This is a genomic window from Hoylesella enoeca JCM 12259, from assembly GCF_000613405.1.
GTDB classification, from domain to species: Bacteria; Bacteroidota; Bacteroidia; order Bacteroidales; family Bacteroidaceae; genus Prevotella; species Prevotella enoeca.
Map to the genome: position 1 here is coordinate 1 of NZ_BAIX01000020.1, position 20,693 is coordinate 20,693.

The following is a 20,693-nucleotide window of genomic DNA, read 5'->3' on the forward strand; positions in this document are numbered from 1 at the left end:
CGGAGTTCTTTTGCATCGCGCTGTTAGTTATATTTGCTTTTGTTGTCATATTCTCGTTTGTTCTTTTTGATCGGTCCCTCGTTTGTTCAGACCCCCATCCCCCTAACTTAGGGGGCGAAAGAGGCGAAAGGGACGAAAGAAATCGGGGGCAAAGGTATAACATCTTTTTGAATTAGACAAAGAAAATAAAGAAAAAGTATCGGAACTGGAAATTATTGTGCTGGTATTGTGGCTACCAATCATAATATAAATGAATGATGACGAATTGCTCCTATATCAGAACAATTCGTCATCTCCTTGTGTTTGTCTGCCTTGGCTTATACGCTGGGGCGACATTCCATTATCTGCTTACCACAATTGCAGGCGCTGTTCTTTTGGCAGGAACATCTTGTTATCAGCTTTCACGCCGAAAGCTTGGTACCAGGCGTCGATGTGAGGTAGCGCACCGTTGACGCGCCAGCGACCCAATGCGTGCGGATCGCTCTTGGTACGGTTGCGGATTTCCTGCTCGGTAATATTCTGGCCCCATACGCCGGCGTAAGCAGGAAGAAGCGCTGCTCGGGCGTGAAACCATCGATCGTAGGCAGCGGATGATTCTTCGTTGCATTCTTAAAGGCTGTGTAAGCTACTTGCAAGCCTCCGTGGTCGGCCAGATTCTCGCCCAGAGTGAGCTGACCATTGGCATTGAGATCGGGCAAGACCTTGATGGCCGAGAAGAAGTCGGCGTACTTTCCGGTTCGGCTATTGAAATTGGCGGCATCGCTCTTGGTCCACCAGTCGGTCATATTGCCGCTCTTGTCGTAGTGGCGGCCCTGATCATCGAATCCGTGTGTCATCTCGTGGCCAATCACTACACCGATAGCTCCGTAATTGAAAGCATCATCCGCCGACATATCGAAGAACGGCACCTGCAAGATTCCGGCAGGGAAACAGATCTCGTTAGTTGTAGGATTGTAGTAGGCGTTCACCGTCTGCGGCGTCATCAGCCATTCGTCGCGGTCCACGGGCTTGCCGGCACGGTGATCAATCTCCCATTTCGTCCAGAACTTTCGGCACGCCATTACATTGGTCAGTAACGACTGCTCTGCATCTATTGTGAGACCCGAAAGGTCTTTCCATTTGTCGGGATAGCCTATTTTGACGTAGAATGTGCGAAGCTTGTCAAGCGCTGCTGCCTTTGTCTTCTTGCTCATCCACGTCTGCGCACCGATTCGCTCGGCCAGTGCCACTTGCAGATTCTTCACCAACGCCTCCATTCGGGCCTTGGCCGAAACGGGGAAGTAGCGCTCTACATACATCTTACCAAGCGCTTCGCCCATCTGCTGCTCTACCATATTGGTAGCGCGCTTCCAGCGAGGATAGTTCTCCTTGCGTCCGGAAAGTACTTTTCCGAAGAAGTCGAAGTTGGCCGCTACGATAGGATCGCTCAGATAACCGGCCGAGCTATCTATAAAGTTCCACTCGATGTAGGCACGATAATCGTCTGCATTCATCGCGGTGATGAGTTTATCAACACCAGCCACGAATGCGGGCTGCCCTACGACCATTGTTTGAATATACTTGCTGTCTACACCCTCAGCATTGAGTTCGCGGGCCAACTGTACATTCGGGTAGCGCTTCTCAAATTCTTTCAGCGTCATCTTGTGATAGTTAGCCTCTACATCGCGCAGTTCAGTACGACTTTTGCTGATACGTGCCAGCGCAGTTTCAATGTTCATCACACCGCGCATCTTGGTCTCGGCCTGTGCTGCTGTAAAGCCGAAAAAACGAAACATCCGCACGAGATGCCGCTTGTACGCTTCGCGAATGGCCGTCGTAGCCGAATCGGTGTCGAGGTAATACTCCTTTTGCCCCAGCGTGAGTCCGCCCTGATGCACAAGCAAGATATTCATCTTGGCGTTCTTCTCGTCGGCATCAAAACTGGTATTCATAAAGCCCGAGATACCGTAGGGGGCATATTTCAATCGCAATGTTTCAAGATCGGCCACGCTTTTAGCACTCTCAAACGAATGAATGAACGGCATTACAGGCGACACGCCCTCGCGATTGAGTCGGTCGGAATCCATCGCCAATTTATAGAAATCGCTCAGCTTCCGCTCGATCGTACCCTTGGCGTACGAGCCTTTCATCAGCTCAGCAAGGATAGCATTGATACGTTTGTTGTTGTCCTGTCCCAAACGATCGAAACTACCGAAACGTGAATAAGCGGCGGGTAGGGGATTGTTCTTCATCCAGCCACCACAGGCAAACTCGTAAAAATCGTCACCGGCTTTCACACTTGGGTTCAGGTTAGCCGGGTCGACGCCCGACTTCAGCTGCTTCTGCGCCATTCCCGCAATCGGAGTGGTTGCCAACATCAGCAGCGGAATCATTCTTTTCATTCTCATAATTGGTCTATTTAATTGGTAAGTAAGTTTATTAATTTATAAGTAGACAAGTGAACGAGGTTACAAACAACTCATAAACCCGTTAACTCCATCCGTTCTAATTCTTCTGCCAGCATCATCCAGCGCTCGTTCTCTGCATCCAGCGTACGCTGGGTAGATATATATTCTGTGACGAGCGTCATATCCGAAGCATTCGCAGGATCGGAAAGCAAGCTGTTGAGTTCGGCGATCCGTTTCTCCATCGACGCAATTTTCTGCTCACAATCTTTCACAGCCTTAGCTGCTTTGTTGCGCTGCTTCATCTGCGCTTTGCGCTCGGCATAAGAGAACGAGGCTGCATCCCGCTTCACGTCTGTGTTCTCACTGCGCGACGAACCCGCAGCCTGTTTCGGTGCATCTTGTGCAGGAAAACTGCCCAAGCCGGCTCCATCAATCTTCCGCAATACAGCTTCGATAGCCGCGCCGCGCCTCTGCGACGGAATAGCATCGCCTAAGATATGTTCCGTCACACGCCCGTTCCCGAACTCAAAAACTTTAGTCACAAGTCCATCTAAGAAATCGCGATCATGACTCACGATAATGGCCGTGCCCTCAAAGGCTTTGATGGCCTCTTTCAAAACATCTTTTGAAGGCATATCGAGATGATTGGTCGGCTCGTCGAGAATTAATAAATTGACCGGCTCTAACAGTAACCGAATCATCGCCAGACGACTGCGTTCGCCGCCACTCAGCACTTTGACTCTCTTATCGATGTCGTCGCCGCGAAACATAAATGCGGCAAGAATATCCTTGATACGGAGTCGGATATCGCCGCGTGCCACGTTGTCGATCGTCTCGAAGACAGAAAGATTCTCGTCAAGTAGCTGTGCCTGATTCTGTGCGAAATAGCCGATCTGCACGTTGTGTCCTATTTTGAGTACTCCCGAATAAGGTATTTCGCCCATTATGCATTTCACTAATGTAGACTTACCTTCTCCGTTTCGCCCGACAAAAGCCACTTTCTCACCTCGTGAAATGGTAAAGGTGACGTGAGAAAAGACAGTGTGCCCTCCATAACTTTTTCCTACATTCTCACAAATAATCGGATAATCGCCACTTCTTAGGCACGGCGGGAACTTCAAGTGCATTGCACTGTTGTCTATTTCATCCACTTCGATCGGCACAATTTTAGCCAACTGCTTGATGCGTTGTTGCACTTGCACGGCCTTAGTTGCCTGATAACGGAATCTGTCTATGAAAGCTTTGATGTCGGCAATCTCCTTTTGTTGGTTCTCGTAAGCACGCAATTGTTGTTCGCGCCGTTCCTTACGCAACTCCACATATTCGTCGTACGTCACGCGATAGTCAATTACGCGTCCGCAACTAATCTCCAAAGTGCGATTGGTAACATTGTTGATAAACGCACGGTCGTGGCTCACCAGTACCACAGCCTTGGCCGACTGCACCAGAAACTGTTCTAACCAGCGAATCGATTCGATGTCGAGATGATTTGTTGGTTCATCCAGAAGCAATACATCCGGATGACGCAATAGAATCTTGGCCAGCTCGATTCTCATTCTCCATCCGCCACTGAACTCTGCCGTGGGGCGCTCTAAGTCTATGCGTTCAAAGCCCAATCCCGTAAGTGTGCGTTCGATTTCTGCCTCATAATTCTCGCCACCCATCATCAGAAAGCGCTCTTGTTCTTGTGTGAATCGTTCTACAAGAGCGAGATAATCCTCGCTTTCATAGTCTGTACGTTCGGTCAATTCACGGTTCATCTGCTCAATGTGCTCCTTCATCCGAGTGTTATCGGCAAACGCTTTGCGGGCTTCTTCGCGCACAGTTGTATCGTCTTGCAACACCATTACTTGCGGCAGATAGCCCACCGTGGTGTTGCCTGGCACAGCCACTACGCCCGCCGTAGGTTTCTGCTCGCCGCAAAGAATCTTCAACATCGTTGACTTTCCGGCACCGTTTTTTCCCACAAGTGCAATTCGGTCGCGGTCATTGATGACGAAACCCACATCTTCAAACAGCGGTTTCACACCGAATTCTACCTTCAATCCTTCTACTGAGATCATCTCTCTATACGTTATCCATCAGAAAGTTACAGACCTTGTGCCATCCGCCTGCTCTTCGATTGTCACCTTAACGGCATTTTCAGGCAAAAGTTCTTCAATGAGTTCAGGCCACTCCAAGAAACAGATGGCTCTGCTATAAAAATAATCTTCGTAGCCCATATCATACACTTCTTCAAGCTTCTTGATGCGATAGAAGTCGAAATGATAAATAAGCTCGTCTGTTTTTGCCGATCGATATTCGTTGACAATAGCGAAAGTAGGCGACGTAATGACATCATCCACACCGAGCTCTTCGCATACAGCTTTGATAAACGTGGTCTTTCCGGCACCCATCTTGCCATAGAACGCAAAGACAGTAGCCTTGCCCATCCCAGCGATGAACTCTCGGGCAGCTTCGTGAATGTAGTCTAATGATGTAATTTTGATTTCCATTCTATTTATTGTTTGTACTTGTTCTCTCGTTTACTACGCTTCTCATCCTCCCATTCGTCTTCTCGGCGTGAGCGTAACTAACGGAATAAGCATCTCTTCCATTGAGATTCCGCCGTGCTGAAACGTATCTTTATAGTAAGGTACATAGTAATTGTAATTGTTGGGATAAGCAAAGAAAGCTGCACCCGAAGCAAAAACGTAACTCGTGCTGAGGTTAGGCGCAGGTAGCTGCGCCTCAGCCGGCGTCTTGATCACGAACACTTCGCGAGGATTATAATTGAGATTCTTACCCAATTTATAGCGGAGATTGGTGTTGGTATTGCGATCTCCGATAATCTTTACAGGCTTGGAGACCCGTATCGAACCATGATCCGTGGTGACAATAACTTTATAATCCATTTCCGCAAGTCGTTTGAAGAGTTCAGAAAGGGCTGAATGGCGAAACCAACTTTGTGTAATCGAGCGATAAGCCGACTCGTTATTGGCCAATTCGCGCACCATCTTCGATTCGGTACGAGCGTGCGACAGCATATCGATAAAGTTGACAACAAGCACATTCAAATCGTTATTGCGGATGTCATTGAGCCGCTCGACAAATCGTTCTGCACCTGCAGAGTCGTTCACTTTAGTATAAGTGAATGTACTATGACGCCGATAGCGGTCTAATTGGGTCTGTATCAACGGACTTTCATTGATGTTTTTGCCTTCTTCCTCGTCCTCATCCACCCAGAGTTCGGGATACATTTCGGCGATGGCAGCAGGCATCAGACCACTGAAAATGGCATTGCGAGCATATTGTGTGGCTGTGGGAAGGATGCTGATGTACATCTCTTCACTGATGTCGAAGCGCTCGCCCAATTCGCGGGAAACCATTCGCCACTGATCGAAACGGAAGTTATCGATAACGATTAAGAACACTTTCTCACCACAATCGAACAATGGGAACACCTTCTTTTTGAATATATCGGTACTCATTAGAGGTCTGTCCGAAATGTTATCTGCCTGCCGTGGAGTCACCCAAGACAGATAATGTGTCTTGATATATTTGGCAAACTGTGTGTCGGCATCCTCTTTTTGCATTGCCAACAACTCTGTCATCGCACTGTCTGAACCCGCAAGTTCGAGTTCCCAATGTACCAGTCGCTTATAAACTTCCATCCAATCAGCCCACGAGCGGCATTCACTCATCTGCACGGAGATTTGCTGAAAGGCTTGCTGATAACCGCTTTGAGCAGCTTCTTTCACGATATCCTTACTGTGAATATTCTTTTTTAATGTCAGCAGAATCTGTTTGGGATTGACCGGTTTGATGAGATAGTCGGCAATTTTAGCACCTATTGCCTGATTCATTATATCCTCTTCTTCGCTCTTGGTGATCATTACCACAGGCGTAGAGGGTTGAATCTCCTTGATACATTGCAGTGTTTCGAGGCCTGTCAGGCCCGGCATCATTTCGTCGAGAAGTATCAAATCGAATGTCTGTTGCCTGCAAAGGTCGATGGCGTCAGTGCCGTTGCTGGCTGTGACGACTTCATATCCCTTGCTGCGCAGAAACAAGATGTGCCCTCTGAGCAGCTCAATCTCGTCGTCTGTCCACAGTAATAATCCGTTGTTCATATCTCAAAATCTTCAAGTTTCGCAAGCTCAACTTGTCTGTTTTCAAGTCAACCAGTTGACGAGTTAACGAGCATATCACTTGTTTACTCATCTACTTGTCCACTCGTCTACTGCTGAACTTACGAAAGTTTAGTTCTAAAATCCTTCCAATTCGTAATATTCATCTTCCGGATCGAAAGCTTTTTTCTCCTTCTTCTCCGTTTTTTTGACGATGGGTTGTTTCTTATTCGTTTTCTTGTCTACCGTTTTCGGCTTGACAGTCGTGTCTAATACATTATTGAAATAGAGGCCGGTTTCGTTACTTTTGGGCACAGTCGGGGCCATACTATCAGGCTTTGTAGCTACCTCTTCGGGCTCAATGAGTAACGGGAGCATACTCACTTTAAGTGGTGCAAAGTGCTTGGCATAAAACCGGTCATAATCATCGTAACTGTAACCACGCCCAATCAACTCCAAATTCGACCTGCTGATGATAAATTTGCGAGCTTCTTTCATCAGTCGGGCAATACCACGTTGACCATAAAGTCGGCGTGCATATTGTAACGCCTCATCGTAGTTACGAAACCCGCTCACCAGCATCCGGTGCACTCCTTCTACATCTTCGATACCGATGTCGAAGTTACGCACGAGAAAACTCGTAAAGTTGAATCCGGCAAGTTGGAACAAAAGACGATGCTCGTCGACTGAATCCGGTCGGTAAGCAATGACAAACAGAAAGTCGGCATTGCGATCATTACTGAATGTGTGCACTGCAATCGAATCGCTGTCTGCACCCACCCGGCTACGCATAGCCCACACATCGCCGATGTCGAATTGCCCTGTGTGCAGTCGCCTACCTGCATTCACCCCTTTAATGAGCATTCCTGCCATTTCACTCAACGAACTCTCGGGATATCGGGTCACTACTTCGGTCATACTGTTGAGACACGCCTGCGCATCGCCTTTATTAAGTTTGCTCAGTCCGTTGATGAATATAAACTTATCGCGGTTGGCTCCTTTGGGAAACTTCTGTGCCGAGAGATGTACATTTCCCATTGCTTCGGCATAGCGACCGGCCTTGAATGCCGCATACGTAGCTGTGTAGAGCGAGTCTTCCAAATGCACTCCTACGCGGGCATTTTCTCTAAAATAAGGGTCTGACAAGATGCTTGTCCATTGACTTTTGGGATACTCTGCTTTGAGTTTTTGCAGAAATAGTCCGGCTTGGGTCGGTTGATTGCGCCGCGAATAGAGCAGGAACAGATGGTAATAAACCTCATCCAAATGCTCGAATGTGCGATATTCGGCAACTATTCGCGTGAGTTCCCGCTCGCTCAAAGTTAAGTTGTCGAGTTTGTCCTTGAAAATCACGCCCGCGTGAAACAGTCCGTCGACCAACAGTCGGTTGCTGGCAGCCAACTGCTCTGACGTGAACGGAATCTGTGCCAAATAGTATTCGCGACGATGCGGATCGTTTTGTACACTGTCTTTGGACGCTTGGGGCGGAGCAAGGAGCGAATCCTCAGATACAAGGGAGTCGCGATCCCATTTCGATCGGCGGTCTTCCGTATTGAGACCGGCCACTACCGTCTTGTTGATTCGTTGCCAATTATCCACGTTCTCACGCCTTCCCCAAAGTCGTTGAAATGCGGTCTTTCCCTCGTTGATTATCAATGGGTTATAGAAATACCACAAATCGCCCTGCGATTGACCGTTAAACGCAGTGCGATTAACGGTCTTTTGCAGTGCAATTAACGGTCTTTCGTTAGACGATTGGATAGTTCTTGTAGAATCGAGGGCATTGCGTTGCATTTTTTCCTGTCGTTTCAAGGCTATTATCACGCGATCGATGGCAGCATTGCGAGCTTTCTCATCCATCCTTGCCAACATTTGAAGACTGTCTTGTAGATGGACTGTCTCAATGTGAGGTACTAATTCGTCGAGCACGGCCGACCGCTCACTGAGTTGCTCATAGTCGCTGCGATCTTTGTCAAGCAGACCGATGGCCTCGCCATAACAGCGTCGGGCATCGCTGAACCGTTGCTTTTCCCAATACAAATTACCTAATTTGAGCAGTAAAACACCCTTTTCCGTGCCATTACGTACGCTCTTTTGATTTCCTTTTTCGTATGCAGCGATGGCGCGGGCAGTATCTCGTCGGGCCAAGAAGATATTGCCTTCGGCATAATAGATTTGGTCGAGAAAATCCTTGTTGTTATCCGATGAGGCCATTCGTTCAAGTCGATGAAGCTGTTTCTTGCCTTGACCTGAGGCCGAAACCTCTGTCATCGCAATGCGAGCATTGAACGCCAGTTCGTAAGGAGGATGCTGACGAATGACTCGTCGGAATGCTCTATTGGCCAGTTCTTTACGTCCTAAGGCTGCTTCCAACTGTCCCATCAAGTACCATTCGCGTGCTCGCTGTTTGCGACGAAGTTCGTGCCGGATAACCTTTTGCAGATAAGGGATGGCCTTCTCATAATTACCAGTACGGATATAATAATCCGCATAGGTGTGATCCCACTCCTTGACAGCTCGCCAATCTAACGAATCGCGCTGCATATTGCGAATTACTTCCTCAGCGTCGTACATCCATCCTTGTTCTATGTAGCATTTGGCAAGCCATGCACGGGCTTTCCCATAGATGGCAGGTTGTGTGGAATAGAGACGACTCATATAAGCAAACGTCGAGGCAGCATCCTCGAATGCGCCTTTATGAAATTGTGACTTACCCATCAGCAACCACGCTTTCCACAGGAAAGGATTATACTCCCGACGACTCAACCACTCGATATCTTTCTGTGTTTTGCGCCGCCCTGGTGTCCAGGTAGGACGTCGTTTAATGCTGTGTTGATGTATGGCTTTCTTTGCTTTGGTAATAGCTATCTCGAAGTTGGCACTCCCTAAATCTATACTTGCCTTATTTCCTACCGTATAAAGTGGTATCAGTTCGGTGAAATTATCGTGATTGCCATTCTCTTTTTCTAATGAGCCGTCGATATAAGCTACCGAACCATTATAGTATGTATTGTAATTCGCCGTAAAAGCGTGCCACAATCTACTCTGCGAAGTGTTTTGCTTCACAGAGCATCCTATTGCCATTACGTTGAGTATCAGCATCAGGAAGGGAGCGATATGTCTTTTGTCAAGCCGTGGCACGAGGTTGTCTATACATTGAAGTGAGTGTCTTGGCGATTTTGAACAGGGCGTAAAGGATGATACTTACAAAGATAATGGAGGCTCCCGAAGGAACGTTTAGCGCATAAGAGATGGCAAGTCCGCTAAGGCAATCGGCCCATCCGATAACGATGCTGAGGCCAATCATTCGCTTGAAACTATATGTAAAGAGGTTGGCTGTCATCTGCGGGATGGTCAAAAGACTGATGGCAAGGACGATACCCACCATTCGCAACGTCGAGACAATGGTCATAGCAATAAGCGCCATCATCATATATTCGATGAGAGTAACGGGCAAATGCTGAGAGCGTGCAAAACAATTATCAAACGAGACACTGAGAATGGGACGATAAAATAAGGTGAAAATGGCAATTACCACAATTGATAGGCCTGCTAAAAGCCATAAATCGGCTTTGCCGATAGTAAGGATACTACCGAAAAGAAACGACGGAAGGTCAGGCATAAAACCTGGCGTAAGAAAGCAACAGATGATTCCCACGCTCATCCCGAATGTCCAAAAGACGGCTATGGCAGAGTCTTCGCGCACGTCGCCACGTTGAGAAAGCCACTGCACTCCGCACGCACTGAGCACCGCAAAAACCATTGCCGAAATCACAGGATTGATGCCTGAGAAGACGCCGAGTCCTATTCCGCCAAACGAGGCGTGTGTAATACCGCCACTGATGAACACCAATCGTCGCGTAACGATGTAAGTTCCGATGAATCCGCAGACGATACTTGCAAGCAGAGAACCTGCCAAAGCGTTCTGAAAAAAGGCGTATTGAAGTATTTCCATACTATTGCTTGTTTATCCTTCGGTCATTAAGAAAACTTCGTCTTTGAGTTGGTTGGGCAGATCGATACCGCGGAGCGTAAGGCTGCGAGTCCATCCCCGCACCTCGTCGGGACGCATCGTGTAGAGCACTTCGGCAAACAACGCCGCCTCGTTGTCGGTATATCGGTCGGCCGGTCGGCCTCTGAAAACATCCAACTCCTCATCATCATAATATTCAATGGGCTTGGTAGCAGCTCCATCATACATTCCTGTTCGCACCGTTCGTCGCTGCCACTGCACGTAGCACAATCTGCTGAGGACGGGAGAACGATTCTCTCGTCGTCTCCTTTCCGGTGAACGAGCATACTGAATGCAGCCGTGAGTACACCGAGCGCGATGAGTGCAATGATGAGATAACTCATTTACGATATATGATTAATCTTGTTTGTCGATGCAGAACCCTGCTTTTTGCAAATCGTCCCAATAGTGGGGATAAGATTTAGAAACCACTTCGGATGATTGATACGTATTCCTGGACAAGCAATTGCCACCGGAGCGAAAGCCATTGCCATACGATGATCTTCGTATGTGTCTATCGGCTCGAGTGTGGGCTCGCATTGTTCGCCATCCCACAGCAGTTCGCTGCCGTTCTGATCTTTGATGACATAGCCTAATTTGAGCAATTCTCGCTTCAAGGCTTCAATGCGATCAGTCTCTTTGATTTTAAGACTTGCAAGGCCGGTAAAATGAAACGGGATGCCCAATACTGCACAAACCACCGTGAATGTCTGAGTAAGGTCAGGGCAATTGGTAAAATCAAAGTCTACGCGGGGAACCGAACGGCGATGCCGAGTGAGTGTAACTGTGGAGGGCTCGGTTTGTGTTGCAGGTGCAAACGCGGTCTTCACACCCAACAGACTGAATAAATACCGAGCCACGGAGTCACCCTGCCGCGATCCGTCTTCAAGACCTTGCAACACGATTCGGGCATCATCATCGGCCGTGAGTGCCATCATTTCATACCAGTAAGATGCTGCACTCCAATCGCTCTCAATGCGATAAGAACGGTGAATATAGGGTTTTGGTCGAACGGTTATCGTGTCGAAGTCGGTCCATTCGGCATCGGCGCCGAATGATTTCATGATACATACGGTGAGATCAATATACGGCCGCGAGATGATCTGACCTGTGAGCTGAATTTCGAGTCCCTCTCTGAGTGTCGGACCAATCATCAGCAGCGCCGATATATATTGAGAACTCATGTTGCCGGGGATTTCCAAATGACCGCCGTCGAGCATCTTGCCTCGGATACTGAGTGGGGGGAACCCCTCTTCGCCGGCATAGGAAACATCGGCACCGAGATAGCGCAGCGCATCCACGAGCGGTTGGATGGGGCGGTGTTTCATCCGATCCGTACCCGTGATAACGTGCTCGCCGGGCGTGACGGCTAAATAGGCGCTCATGAATCGCATTGCCGTACCGCTGGCCTGAATGTCGATTACCTCGGGCATATCGCGTAGTGCGTTGATCATGACAGCTGTGTCGTCACAGTCAGAAAGATTGTCCGGAAGAATCTTGCTTCCCGAGAGCGTGCAGATGATCAGTGCCCTGTTGCTGATACTCTTGGATGCTGGCAGTGTGATGGAAGCTCGCAACGTGTCGGGAGCTTGTATTTGATAAGTCATATAGACGATGTTTTGAAAGATCAATGTGGGTTATCTGGCATATCGGATGGACTGGTCGGTGGATTTAATCCCCTCCGCATGAAACTTGGGACAGGCAAACCACAGCCCAAATCGTGATGAAACGATGCCTCATACTCGCTTGACTAAACCTTGCAAATTTAGTAAATAAAACCCGCATGACAAAACAGATTGCCTCCGAATCGTATGGATTAAAAAAAATATATGAAAAAGCATGCAATAAATTTGCATATATCATCCAAACTCTTTACCTTTGCACACCGAAAGATAAACAGATCGGGATTTGGCGCAGTTGGTAGCGCACACGTCTGGGGGGCGCGAGGTCGCTGGTTCGAGTCCAGTAATCCCGACTTTGTAAAAGAGAAGGCTGACAACCATTGGGGTGTCAGCCTTTTTCCGTATTCTGCCTTGTAAGTCGGCTTCTCTGAGTCGGGCTCTTCCGGGGATTTGCCACACACGCAGGATGAACCTGCCGGTGCCGCACACAGATGGGGCGGGGAGAGCCGTTTGTGGACAGCAAACAAGTGGTGTACGATAGCGCAATGAGAAGTATGCGACTACATGATGAGCGCTATACGACTGCTGCCCGAGAAGTCGTATACCTCTCACAATGAAGTATAGGGGTTGTGATGGGGAGTGATCCCGGAAGTCGGTGTGAAGGTTATTCCGACCGGAGCCACTCCATCAGCATTTGGGTCCAGTCCTCGCCATTAGTAGGGCAGAAAGTCTTGAAGCCCAACTCACTTGCTGCCGCTACGTTGCGCGGGCTGTCATCGACGAATAACGTTTCGTCTGGGAAGATCTGTTCCGTCGTCAGCACCCGACGGAAGAATGCCTCATCGGGTTTCATCAGGTGCTGCTCGAAGCTCTTGTATTCTGCATCGAAATAGTCGCCCAACGGCTTCCCATCGGCTGAGAAAGCGGCACTCTCGATCCAGTCAGACACGAAGGGATTGGTGTTTGACAGCAATATGACACGATAACCGTCGTGCCGCAGTTGCTCGATGGTTCTCAACCGACTGACGGGAACGTCTTTTATGAATCCCAGCCACGCATGACGACATTCCTCATACGTCAGTTCGCGACCCACCTGCCGGCTCAATTCAGACTGAAACTCAGCCACATCGATGCGCCCGCTTTCCAGGTCGCCGAAAATTCCCTGCTGCTCATAGGGGTCGAGCTGTCGGTCGGCGTCTTTGAGACCCAGCGCCTTGAAGCGGTCGACCGCCTCCTGGTGATTGATTGTGATGATAACACCACCCATGTCAAACACAATGTTACGTATCATAATTATTCTCTTTGATCATTAAAAACGTTTGATCGCACGATCCATCTCGCGCCGGTCCTCTCTTTCCTTTAAGGTCTGTCGTTTGTCATACTCTTTCTTACCACGGGCCAGGGCGATATCCACCTTGGCGCGTCCGTGGCTGTCTATAAACACCAATGTGGGCACGATGGTGAATCCCGGCGTCTTGGTGGCTTCTTGAAGTTTACGGATCTCACGCCGGTTGAGCAGCAGTTTGCGGTCGCGTTTGGCCTCGTGATTACTGAATGAGCCATAAAAATAGGGCGAGATATTCATGCCCTTGACCCAGATTTCGCCGTTGTTGATATAGCAGAATGTGTCGACCAGCGAGGCTTTGCCCAATCGGATCGATTTGATTTCGGTGCCGGTCAGTACGATCCCGGCCGTATAAGTATCGACGAAGATGTATTCGAACGATGCCTTTTTGTTTCTGATCTGCACCGGGCTTTTCTTCCGCAGCGCTTGTTCTTCCTTGTTCATTACGATATGATTTGTGCGAAGTTGCCGATGTGCTCATCCACATAGTGGGCCACTTCTGCTGTCCATTCTTCCTCGTTCTCCACAAAAATATCGTCGCAGTCGTCAAACTTTCCAAAGCGTTCGAACATGGCCATAAACTCCTCATCATCGCAGTCGCGCTCGATGTCGACGTGGTATTTGTTGTAAAGTTTATGCGCCTTATTCACCACCTTGTATAGGTCGGTCAGTCCCCAGTTGCGCACAGCTTTTCCAAAGGGATTCCGAAAGATGAAGCCGCCATATCCGTTATGGATCAACTGCACGAATCCGCCGTCGGTCACCTCGTCGCGCAGAATGCAGTAGGCCAGCAGCGTGATTTGGTCGGCATTCAACTCCGCCATGGTGTCGGCTGTCAGCTTACCGCCGATAGCTGCATAAATACTTTCGACGAACACGCCGATAAAGCGTCCATTCCCTTCTCTGCTGCTTGTTGCACGCTTGTCTCTTTGATCCTGACTTCTTTCATCAATCGTAAACGAGTAAGATTCAGGAGACAAAGTTACTGAAAAGCATCGTAATATATGTAGAAATACGATACAATCGGATAATTTTCTTACAAGATGTTTACGAGCAGAAGCAAGAAGGGCGAATTTCTATCCCCAACATATCCACAAAGAGTCGCAGCACTAACCGAAAAGAGTAACGGAGTGAGATCGTTGGACTGCCATGTAATTCCAAATCGTTTCTTATTGCTTTCCGATAAAAATCCGTAACTTTGTCACTTCTTAAAAGACAGTGATTCAAATGGAGAAATATATCGAAATCAAAGGTGCACGCGTCAACAATCTCAAAGATGTGAGCCTTAATATCCCGCGAAATAAGTTTATTGCCATTGCCGGTGTGAGCGGGTCGGGCAAATCTTCCCTGGCTTTCGACACGCTCTATGCCGAAGGACAGCGTCGGTATGTGGAATCTTTGTCGGCTTATGCACGTCAGTTCTTGGGTAGGATGAGCAAACCCGAGTGCGACTTTATCAAGGGCTTGCCGCCGGCCATCGCTATTGAGCAGAAGGTCAATGCGCGTAATCCACGATCCACCGTGGGCACGTCGACCGAAATTTACGAATATCTGCGGTTGCTCTTTGCTCGCATCGGGCGTACTTTCTCGCCCGTCTCTGGGCAGGAAGTGAAGAAACATTCCCCGGAAGATATTTTGGCATGTATGCGCCAATACTCCCGAGGGACGAAGTTTGCTATCCTTGCGCCATTGCGCGTGGCGGCTGATCGGACGGTGGAATACCAGTTGGAAATGGAGATGCAGCAGGGTTATTCACGACTGTGGACAGGCAATGACTTCATTCGTATCGATGAGTTTCTCGAAACACATCAAGGGGATGTGCAGGCCGATCACCTCTGGTTGCTCATCGACCGTATGGCGGTGGACGATGCGAAGGATTCGGTGTCGCGCCTGATAGATTCCGCCGAAACGGCTCTGTATGAAGGCGACGGCGAATGTAGGTTGGTGTTTCTGCCCTCGAATATCACGTATGACTTTTCCACACGCTTCGAAGCCGATGGCATGCACTTTGAAGAACCCAACGACAATATGTTCTCATTCAATTCCCCACTCGGCGCGTGTCCCGAATGCGAGGGATTTGGCAGCATTATCGGTATTGATGAGAAGCTGGTGATCCCCAACTCCACATTGAGTGTGTATGACGGGTGCGTGCAGTGCTGGCATGGCGAACGGATGGGAGTATGGAAAGACGAGTTTTGCAAACGTGCGACGAAAGATGGATTCCCTATTTTCGAACCTTATCACAAACTCACCCAGAAGCAGAAGGATATGCTCTGGCACGGCTTGCCATCCGAAAAGGGACTCGATGTGCACGAGCAAGTCTGCATTGATGCTTTCTTTCAGATCGTGAAAGAGAATCAATATAAAATCCAATACCGAGTGTTGCTGAGTCGTTATCGTGGTAAGACGATCTGTCCCAAATGTCATGGTACACGACTGAAAGAAGAAGCCCGGTGGGTGAAAATCAACGGAATGAGCATCACCGACTTAGTGGAGATGCCCATTGTGAACCTCAAAGCGTGGTTTGCCAACCTGCAATTGGAAAGTCACGATGCCGAGGTGGGCAGGCGATTACTCGTGGAAATCAACAATCGATTGCAGTTCCTCGTCGACGTCGGATTGGGTTATCTCACATTGAATCGTCCTTCCAACACCCTGAGTGGCGGCGAAAGCCAACGCATCAACTTGACAACCTCATTGGGAAGCTCACTGGTTGGCTCGCTTTACATCCTTGATGAGCCGAGCATCGGACTGCATAGCCGTGACACATTCCGATTGATTCACGTGCTGAAAGAATTGCAGTCGCTGGGCAACACGGTTATTGTGGTGGAACATGACGAAGACATCCTGCGTGCCGCCGACTATCTTATAGATGTGGGGCCCGATGCAGGTAGGCTTGGTGGAGAAATAGTCTTCGAGGGCGACAGCAGTAGATTGCAGACCGATGCAGATACGTTGTTATCCCGTTACCCGCGTTCTCACACGCTTCGATATCTCACCGGACGCGAGTCGATCCCCGTTCCGACGTCCCGGAGATCATGGAATCACACCATCGAACTCATCGGAGCGCGGATGAATAACCTGCGTGGTATCAATGTTCGATTCCCACTCAACGTGCTCCACGTGATCACCGGCGTGAGTGGCAGCGGTAAATCCTCACTCGTCAAGGGCATACTCTATCCCGCCTTGAAACGCCATCTTGACGAGGTGGCCGATGTGCCCGGCGAATATCTCTCACTCGACGGCGACTGGCAACAAATCAAGCACGTGGAATTCGTCGATCAGAATCCCATCGGAAAGAGCACGCGCTCCAACCCTGCAACCTATGTCAAGGCCTATGACGCCATTCGTCAGCTATTCGCCGAACAACCCTTGGCCAAGCAATTGGGTTTCACGCCGCAGTATTTCTCATTCAATGTTGAGGGTGGTCGATGCGAGGAGTGCAAGGGAGCAGGCGTCATCACGGTAGAAATGCAGTTCATGGCCGATCTCGTTTTGGAGTGCGACGCCTGCCATGGACAGCGCTTCAAACATGATGTGTTAGACGTTCGGTTTGAAGGAAAGAATATCAACGACGTGCTGAACATGACGGTATCGGAGGCCATCGAGTTCTTTGGTACACATCAACAGAAAAGCATTGTCGCCCGATTGAGACCCTTGGAAGACGTGGGCTTGGGTTATATCAAACTCGGACAAAACTCATCCACGCTTTCGGGTGGCGAGAACCAGCGCGTGAAGCTTGCGTATTTCATTGGTCAAGAACAATCGGTTCCCACGTTGTTTATCTTCGACGAACCCACCACTGGTCTACATTTCCATGACATCAAACGATTATTGAACGCGTTTGATGCCTTGATCGAACGCGGGCACAGCATCATCGTCATCGAGCACAACATGGATGTCATCAAGTGTGCAGACTTTATCACCGACTTAGGTCCCGACGGTGGTGACAAAGGCGGCGATCTTGTGTGTGCCGGTACGCCCGAAGCCGTAGCACAATGCGCAACGAGTCTTACCGGCCAGTACTTAAAAAAGGTGTTGCATTAAATCAGTTGGATCTGTTGCGCGCCAAGCACAACAGATTCAACATTCATTTGTCCAGAATGATCCCGGGCCAGTGAGGAGTTAGAGGGTCTCATCAAAGGTCATCGCAGACAAAGCCCAATAACTTTTATGGATTGACGAATAGACGGCGGAGATTCTTGAATAAAACCTCCGCTGTCATGTCATGATCTGATCAGTCTCCAAAGAGTGCCGTCACTGTTTGCGATTAGTGCCGTCACTGTTTTGAATTAGTGCCGTCACTGTTTTCAATGAATGGCGAGGGTGAGTGGTGGAAAAGGTTTGCTTGCTCCGGTATATCCCTCGAATTAAATTCGTAACTTTGCGAGGCAAATTCATTGGGATGGAGTTTATTGGAAATTTACGAGATAGACAGATCTTGCGTCTGGCCTTACCTTCGATCGTCTCTAATGTCACCGTGCCGCTGCTGGGACTGGTTGATTTGGCGATCGTTGGACATCTGGGAAGCGCAGCTTATATCGGTGCGATCGCTGTGGGGTCGATGATCTTCAATGTGATTTATTGGATCTTTGGCTTCTTACGAATGGGGACAAGCGGGATGACTTCGCAGGCGTTGGGGCAGCGTGATCTCCGTGGAGCGGTGCAGATCCTCATTCGTTCGCTTGTCGTGGGAGGACTGATTGCATTTGCGTTCATTGTGTGTCAAGTGCCGCTGCGATGGCTTGCCCTCACTGTGATGCATCCGTCGACCGAGATTGCCGCACTCACTTCCACTTATTTCAACATCTGTATCTGGGGCGCTCCGGCAATGCTCTGTCTCTATGGGCTGACGGGTTGGTTTATAGGGATGCAGAACACACGTATCCCGATGCTGGTCTCCATTGTTCAAAACGTGGTGAATATTGCAGCGAGCCTGACACTGGTTTATGGCTTGGGGATGCAGATCGAGGGTGTGGCGTTGGGCACACTCATTGCACAATGGGGCGGATGGGGATTCGCCTTGGTGCTATGGACGAAGCATTATGTACGGCTGTCTGCCTATGTCAAGGGACTGTCATTGCGCAGGATCTTATCTGAGCGAGGCGGAATGAGACGATTCTTCGCCGTAAACCGCGACATCTTCTTGCGCACGCTGTTTCTGGTGGCCGTTAATTTGTTTTTCACGGCGGTGGGGGCGAGGCAGGGCGATCTTGTGCTTTCGGTCAACACGTTGTTGATGACGATGTTCACGCTGTTTTCGTATGTGATGGATGGTTTTGCCTTTGCGGGTGAAGCGCTGAGTGGACGGTATTACGGTGCTCGTAATTGGGAGGCTTTTGCCGATGTCTGTCGGCGACTGATGCAGTGGGGTGGTGCCGTGACAGCGGTCTTTACCGTGGTCTATGCTTTGGGCGGGAATGCTTTCCTGAGCTTGCTCACCGATGAGCAGGCGGTCATTGCTGCGGCCGATCGTTATTTTGGATGGGCCGTGTTGATTCCCGTTTCGGGAGCGTTGGCCTTTATTTTGGACGGTATTTTCATCGGCTTGACTTTCACCCGACTGATGCTTTCGTCATCGCTCATCGCTTCGGTGGTGTTTTTTGCTCTCTTCTTCTCGCTCTTCGCCGTGCTGGGTAACCATGCGTTGTGGCTCGCATTCATCGCCTATCTGCTGATGCGCGGCGTTGTGTTGTTGTGGTATTTCGGTCGACTTCGCCGACGGAAAGAATCTGCCTGAACAAGGCTCGGATATGTATGTAAATACGTAACTTTGCAATCTCACGAATAATAGCTATATGATTATTTTATCTATTGTGCTCGGCGGCATCATCGGTGCATTGAGTGCCGCCTTTGTCTTGAATGGAAAACGGAAATCAATCGAGCGCGGTGTCTGCTCGCCGAACAACAGTTGGACCAAGAGCGCGCTTCGTCGCAGGCCCTGCACGCACAGTTGGAAACTGCCGAGGTGGCTCGGGGCAAACTCAATGAGCAGTTGATGCAGCTCAAAGTGGAATTGGAACGCACTGCCACGCGGTTGGAAGCCGAGCAGCAGCAGAATGCACGCGAGATGCAGTTAAGGCGCGAACAGTTTGAACAGCAGTTGAAGACTGTGCAGGAACAGTTCTCCAACTTGGCTACGAAAGTACTCCATCAGGCATCAGATCAGTTGAAGTCGTCCAATACGGAGTCGATGTCGAATCTCACGGCACCGCTCAAGCAGAATATCGAACAACTGCAACAGGCCATCCAGCACACCAATTCGGAGACAGCCAAGAGCACGGCGTCGCTTTCGCAACAACTCCGGGAGATGAGCGAACAAACACAGAAGATCGATGCCACGGCCACACGGTTGACCAACGTGATACGTGGCGGAAATAAGGCACAGGGCAATTGGGGTGAACGAATGCTGACAGAGATTCTCGACTTGCAGGGATTCCGCTGCGGTGTGGATTATGACGTGCAGCAAGTAATCACCGACGAGAAAGGCAACATCATCGAAAACGACGACAGCGGTAAGCGAATGATTCCCGACGTGGTGTTGCACTATCCTAATAACGAAGATGTGGTGATCGACTCTAAGATGTCTATCGATGCTTATTATCAATATGTCAACACCGAAGATGAGACCTTGCGCCGTAAATTCGCCGATGACCTGGTGCGAAGTTTGCGCACGCAAGTCACGACCTTGGCACGGAAAGATTACAGCCGATATATCAAGAAGCCGCGTCGGGCTATCGACTTCGTGATCATGTTTGTGCCCAATGAGGGAGCCTTGCAGTTGGCCCTGCTCCATGATCCCAAGCTCTGGGGCGAAGCCTTTGATCGGCAAGTCTTTATCACCAGTCAGCAGAATCTGCTCGCCATCCTCAAAATGATTCAGATTGCTTGGCGGCATTACGCACAGACCGAGAATCAGAAACGGGTGTTTGACATGGCGGAAGAGATGCTGAAGCGTGTCGGCGACTTTGTGAAACGTTTTGACAAGGTGGGAAAAGACATCGAAACGCTTCACCGGGATTATGACGACGCCTACAACAAAGCTTATACCGGCCGGCAGAGTATCGTGCAGAAAGCCAACGAACTCAAAGAGCTCGGCGTGAAAGAAAGTGCCAATCAGCCCATCCCTCCGACCGAAACCGAACTATCGATCGACAGAGCAACCGAGCTGTGATCATTTGCTATTGCATGGTGAGTGATGATCCTGACAGCTTCTCG

At 49.4% G+C, this 20,693-nt stretch carries 9 protein-coding genes, 1 tRNA gene and 5 pseudogenes; 4 read left to right on the plus strand and 11 right to left on the minus strand.

The window, feature by feature from the left end; translation table 11 throughout:
• Positions 1-348: 348 nt before the first annotated feature.
• From JCM12259_RS14430 to JCM12259_RS14440, 8 genes and pseudogenes are all read right to left on the minus strand, one after another.
• Positions 349-2,387 (minus strand): annotated as a pseudogene (locus tag JCM12259_RS14430) (M13 family metallopeptidase).
• 71 nt (positions 2,388-2,458) lie between these two features.
• On the minus strand, positions 2,459-4,450 hold the full coding sequence (locus tag JCM12259_RS07310) for an ABC-F family ATP-binding cassette domain-containing protein (RefSeq protein WP_025065960.1): 1,992 nt from the start codon (positions 4,448-4,450) through the stop codon (positions 2,459-2,461).
• Between the two features lie 18 nt (positions 4,451-4,468).
• The gene (gene tsaE / locus JCM12259_RS07315; RefSeq protein ID WP_025065961.1) at positions 4,469-4,882 is read right to left on the minus strand and encodes a tRNA (adenosine(37)-N6)-threonylcarbamoyltransferase complex ATPase subunit type 1 TsaE; all 414 of its coding nucleotides are present in this window, start codon (positions 4,880-4,882) and stop codon (positions 4,469-4,471) included.
• A 42-nt stretch (positions 4,883-4,924) separates the two neighbouring features.
• Entirely contained in the window at positions 4,925-6,499 is a 1,575-nt protein-coding gene (gene porX / locus JCM12259_RS07320; protein WP_025065962.1) for a T9SS response regulator signal transducer PorX, read from the minus strand.
• 135 nt (positions 6,500-6,634) lie between these two features.
• Complete coding sequence (gene porW / locus JCM12259_RS07325; protein WP_234396578.1) at positions 6,635-9,580, minus strand: type IX secretion system periplasmic lipoprotein PorW/SprE; 2,946 nt, start codon at positions 9,578-9,580, stop codon at positions 6,635-6,637.
• Positions 9,581-9,623: 43 nt separating this feature from the next.
• A complete protein-coding gene (locus JCM12259_RS07330) occupies positions 9,624-10,451 on the minus strand; it encodes a metal ABC transporter permease (RefSeq protein WP_025065964.1) in 828 nt (275 codons plus the stop codon).
• A gap of 12 nt (positions 10,452-10,463) precedes the next feature.
• A pseudogene (locus JCM12259_RS14435) lies at positions 10,464-10,852 on the minus strand (hypothetical protein).
• A gap of 13 nt (positions 10,853-10,865) precedes the next feature.
• Positions 10,866-12,115 (minus strand): annotated as a pseudogene (locus tag JCM12259_RS14440) (3-phosphoshikimate 1-carboxyvinyltransferase).
• 295 nt (positions 12,116-12,410) lie between these two features.
• Between JCM12259_RS14440 and JCM12259_RS07350 the strand changes: the two are divergent.
• Positions 12,411-12,483, plus strand: a tRNA-Pro gene (locus JCM12259_RS07350).
• A gap of 311 nt (positions 12,484-12,794) precedes the next feature.
• Here JCM12259_RS07350 and JCM12259_RS07355 read toward each other — a convergent pair.
• The 3 genes and pseudogenes from JCM12259_RS07355 to JCM12259_RS14445 all read right to left on the minus strand — a co-directional run bounded on the left by JCM12259_RS07355 (position 12,795) and on the right by JCM12259_RS14445 (position 14,424).
• Positions 12,795-13,421 (minus strand): HAD family hydrolase, encoded by a 627-nt coding sequence (locus JCM12259_RS07355; RefSeq protein ID WP_025065965.1) that lies wholly within the window; start codon positions 13,419-13,421, stop codon positions 12,795-12,797.
• Positions 13,422-13,439: 18 nt separating this feature from the next.
• Positions 13,440-13,919 (minus strand): SsrA-binding protein SmpB, encoded by a 480-nt coding sequence (smpB, locus tag JCM12259_RS07360; protein ID WP_025065966.1) that lies wholly within the window; start codon positions 13,917-13,919, stop codon positions 13,440-13,442.
• Positions 13,919-14,424 (minus strand): annotated as a pseudogene (locus JCM12259_RS14445) (DMP19 family protein). Before JCM12259_RS14445 ends, smpB begins: the two are co-directional and overlap by 1 nt.
• Positions 14,425-14,702: 278 nt before the next feature.
• Between JCM12259_RS14445 and uvrA the strand changes: the two are divergent.
• From uvrA to JCM12259_RS14450, 3 genes and pseudogenes are all read left to right on the plus strand, one after another.
• Positions 14,703-17,522: an excinuclease ABC subunit UvrA gene (gene uvrA / locus JCM12259_RS07370; RefSeq protein WP_025065967.1), complete on the plus strand. Its 2,820-nt coding sequence runs from the start codon at positions 14,703-14,705 to the stop codon at positions 17,520-17,522.
• 358 nt (positions 17,523-17,880) lie between these two features.
• Complete coding sequence (locus JCM12259_RS07375; protein WP_025065968.1) at positions 17,881-19,215, plus strand: MATE family efflux transporter; 1,335 nt, start codon at positions 17,881-17,883, stop codon at positions 19,213-19,215.
• A 58-nt stretch (positions 19,216-19,273) separates the two neighbouring features.
• Positions 19,274-20,649, plus strand: a pseudogene (locus JCM12259_RS14450) (DNA recombination protein RmuC).
• Positions 20,650-20,693 lie beyond the last annotated feature (44 nt).

Coding starts and splice junctions, on each gene's coding strand:
- JCM12259_RS07375 (WP_025065968.1), top strand. CDS start 17,881: ATGGAGTTTATTGGAAATTTACGAGATAGACAGATCTTGCGTCTGGCC.
- porX (WP_025065962.1), bottom strand. CDS start 6,499: ATGAACAACGGATTATTACTGTGGACAGACGACGAGATTGAGCTGCTC.
- tsaE (WP_025065961.1), bottom strand. CDS start 4,882: ATGGAAATCAAAATTACATCATTAGACTACATTCACGAAGCTGCCCGA.
- smpB (WP_025065966.1), bottom strand. CDS start 13,919: ATGAACAAGGAAGAACAAGCGCTGCGGAAGAAAAGCCCGGTGCAGATC.
- JCM12259_RS07310 (WP_025065960.1), bottom strand. CDS start 4,450: ATGATCTCAGTAGAAGGATTGAAGGTAGAATTCGGTGTGAAACCGCTG.
- uvrA (WP_025065967.1), top strand. CDS start 14,703: ATGGAGAAATATATCGAAATCAAAGGTGCACGCGTCAACAATCTCAAA.
- JCM12259_RS07330 (WP_025065964.1), bottom strand. CDS start 10,451: ATGGAAATACTTCAATACGCCTTTTTTCAGAACGCTTTGGCAGGTTCT.
- JCM12259_RS07355 (WP_025065965.1), bottom strand. CDS start 13,421: ATGATACGTAACATTGTGTTTGACATGGGTGGTGTTATCATCACAATC.
- porW (WP_234396578.1), bottom strand. CDS start 9,580: ATGGCAATAGGATGCTCTGTGAAGCAAAACACTTCGCAGAGTAGATTG.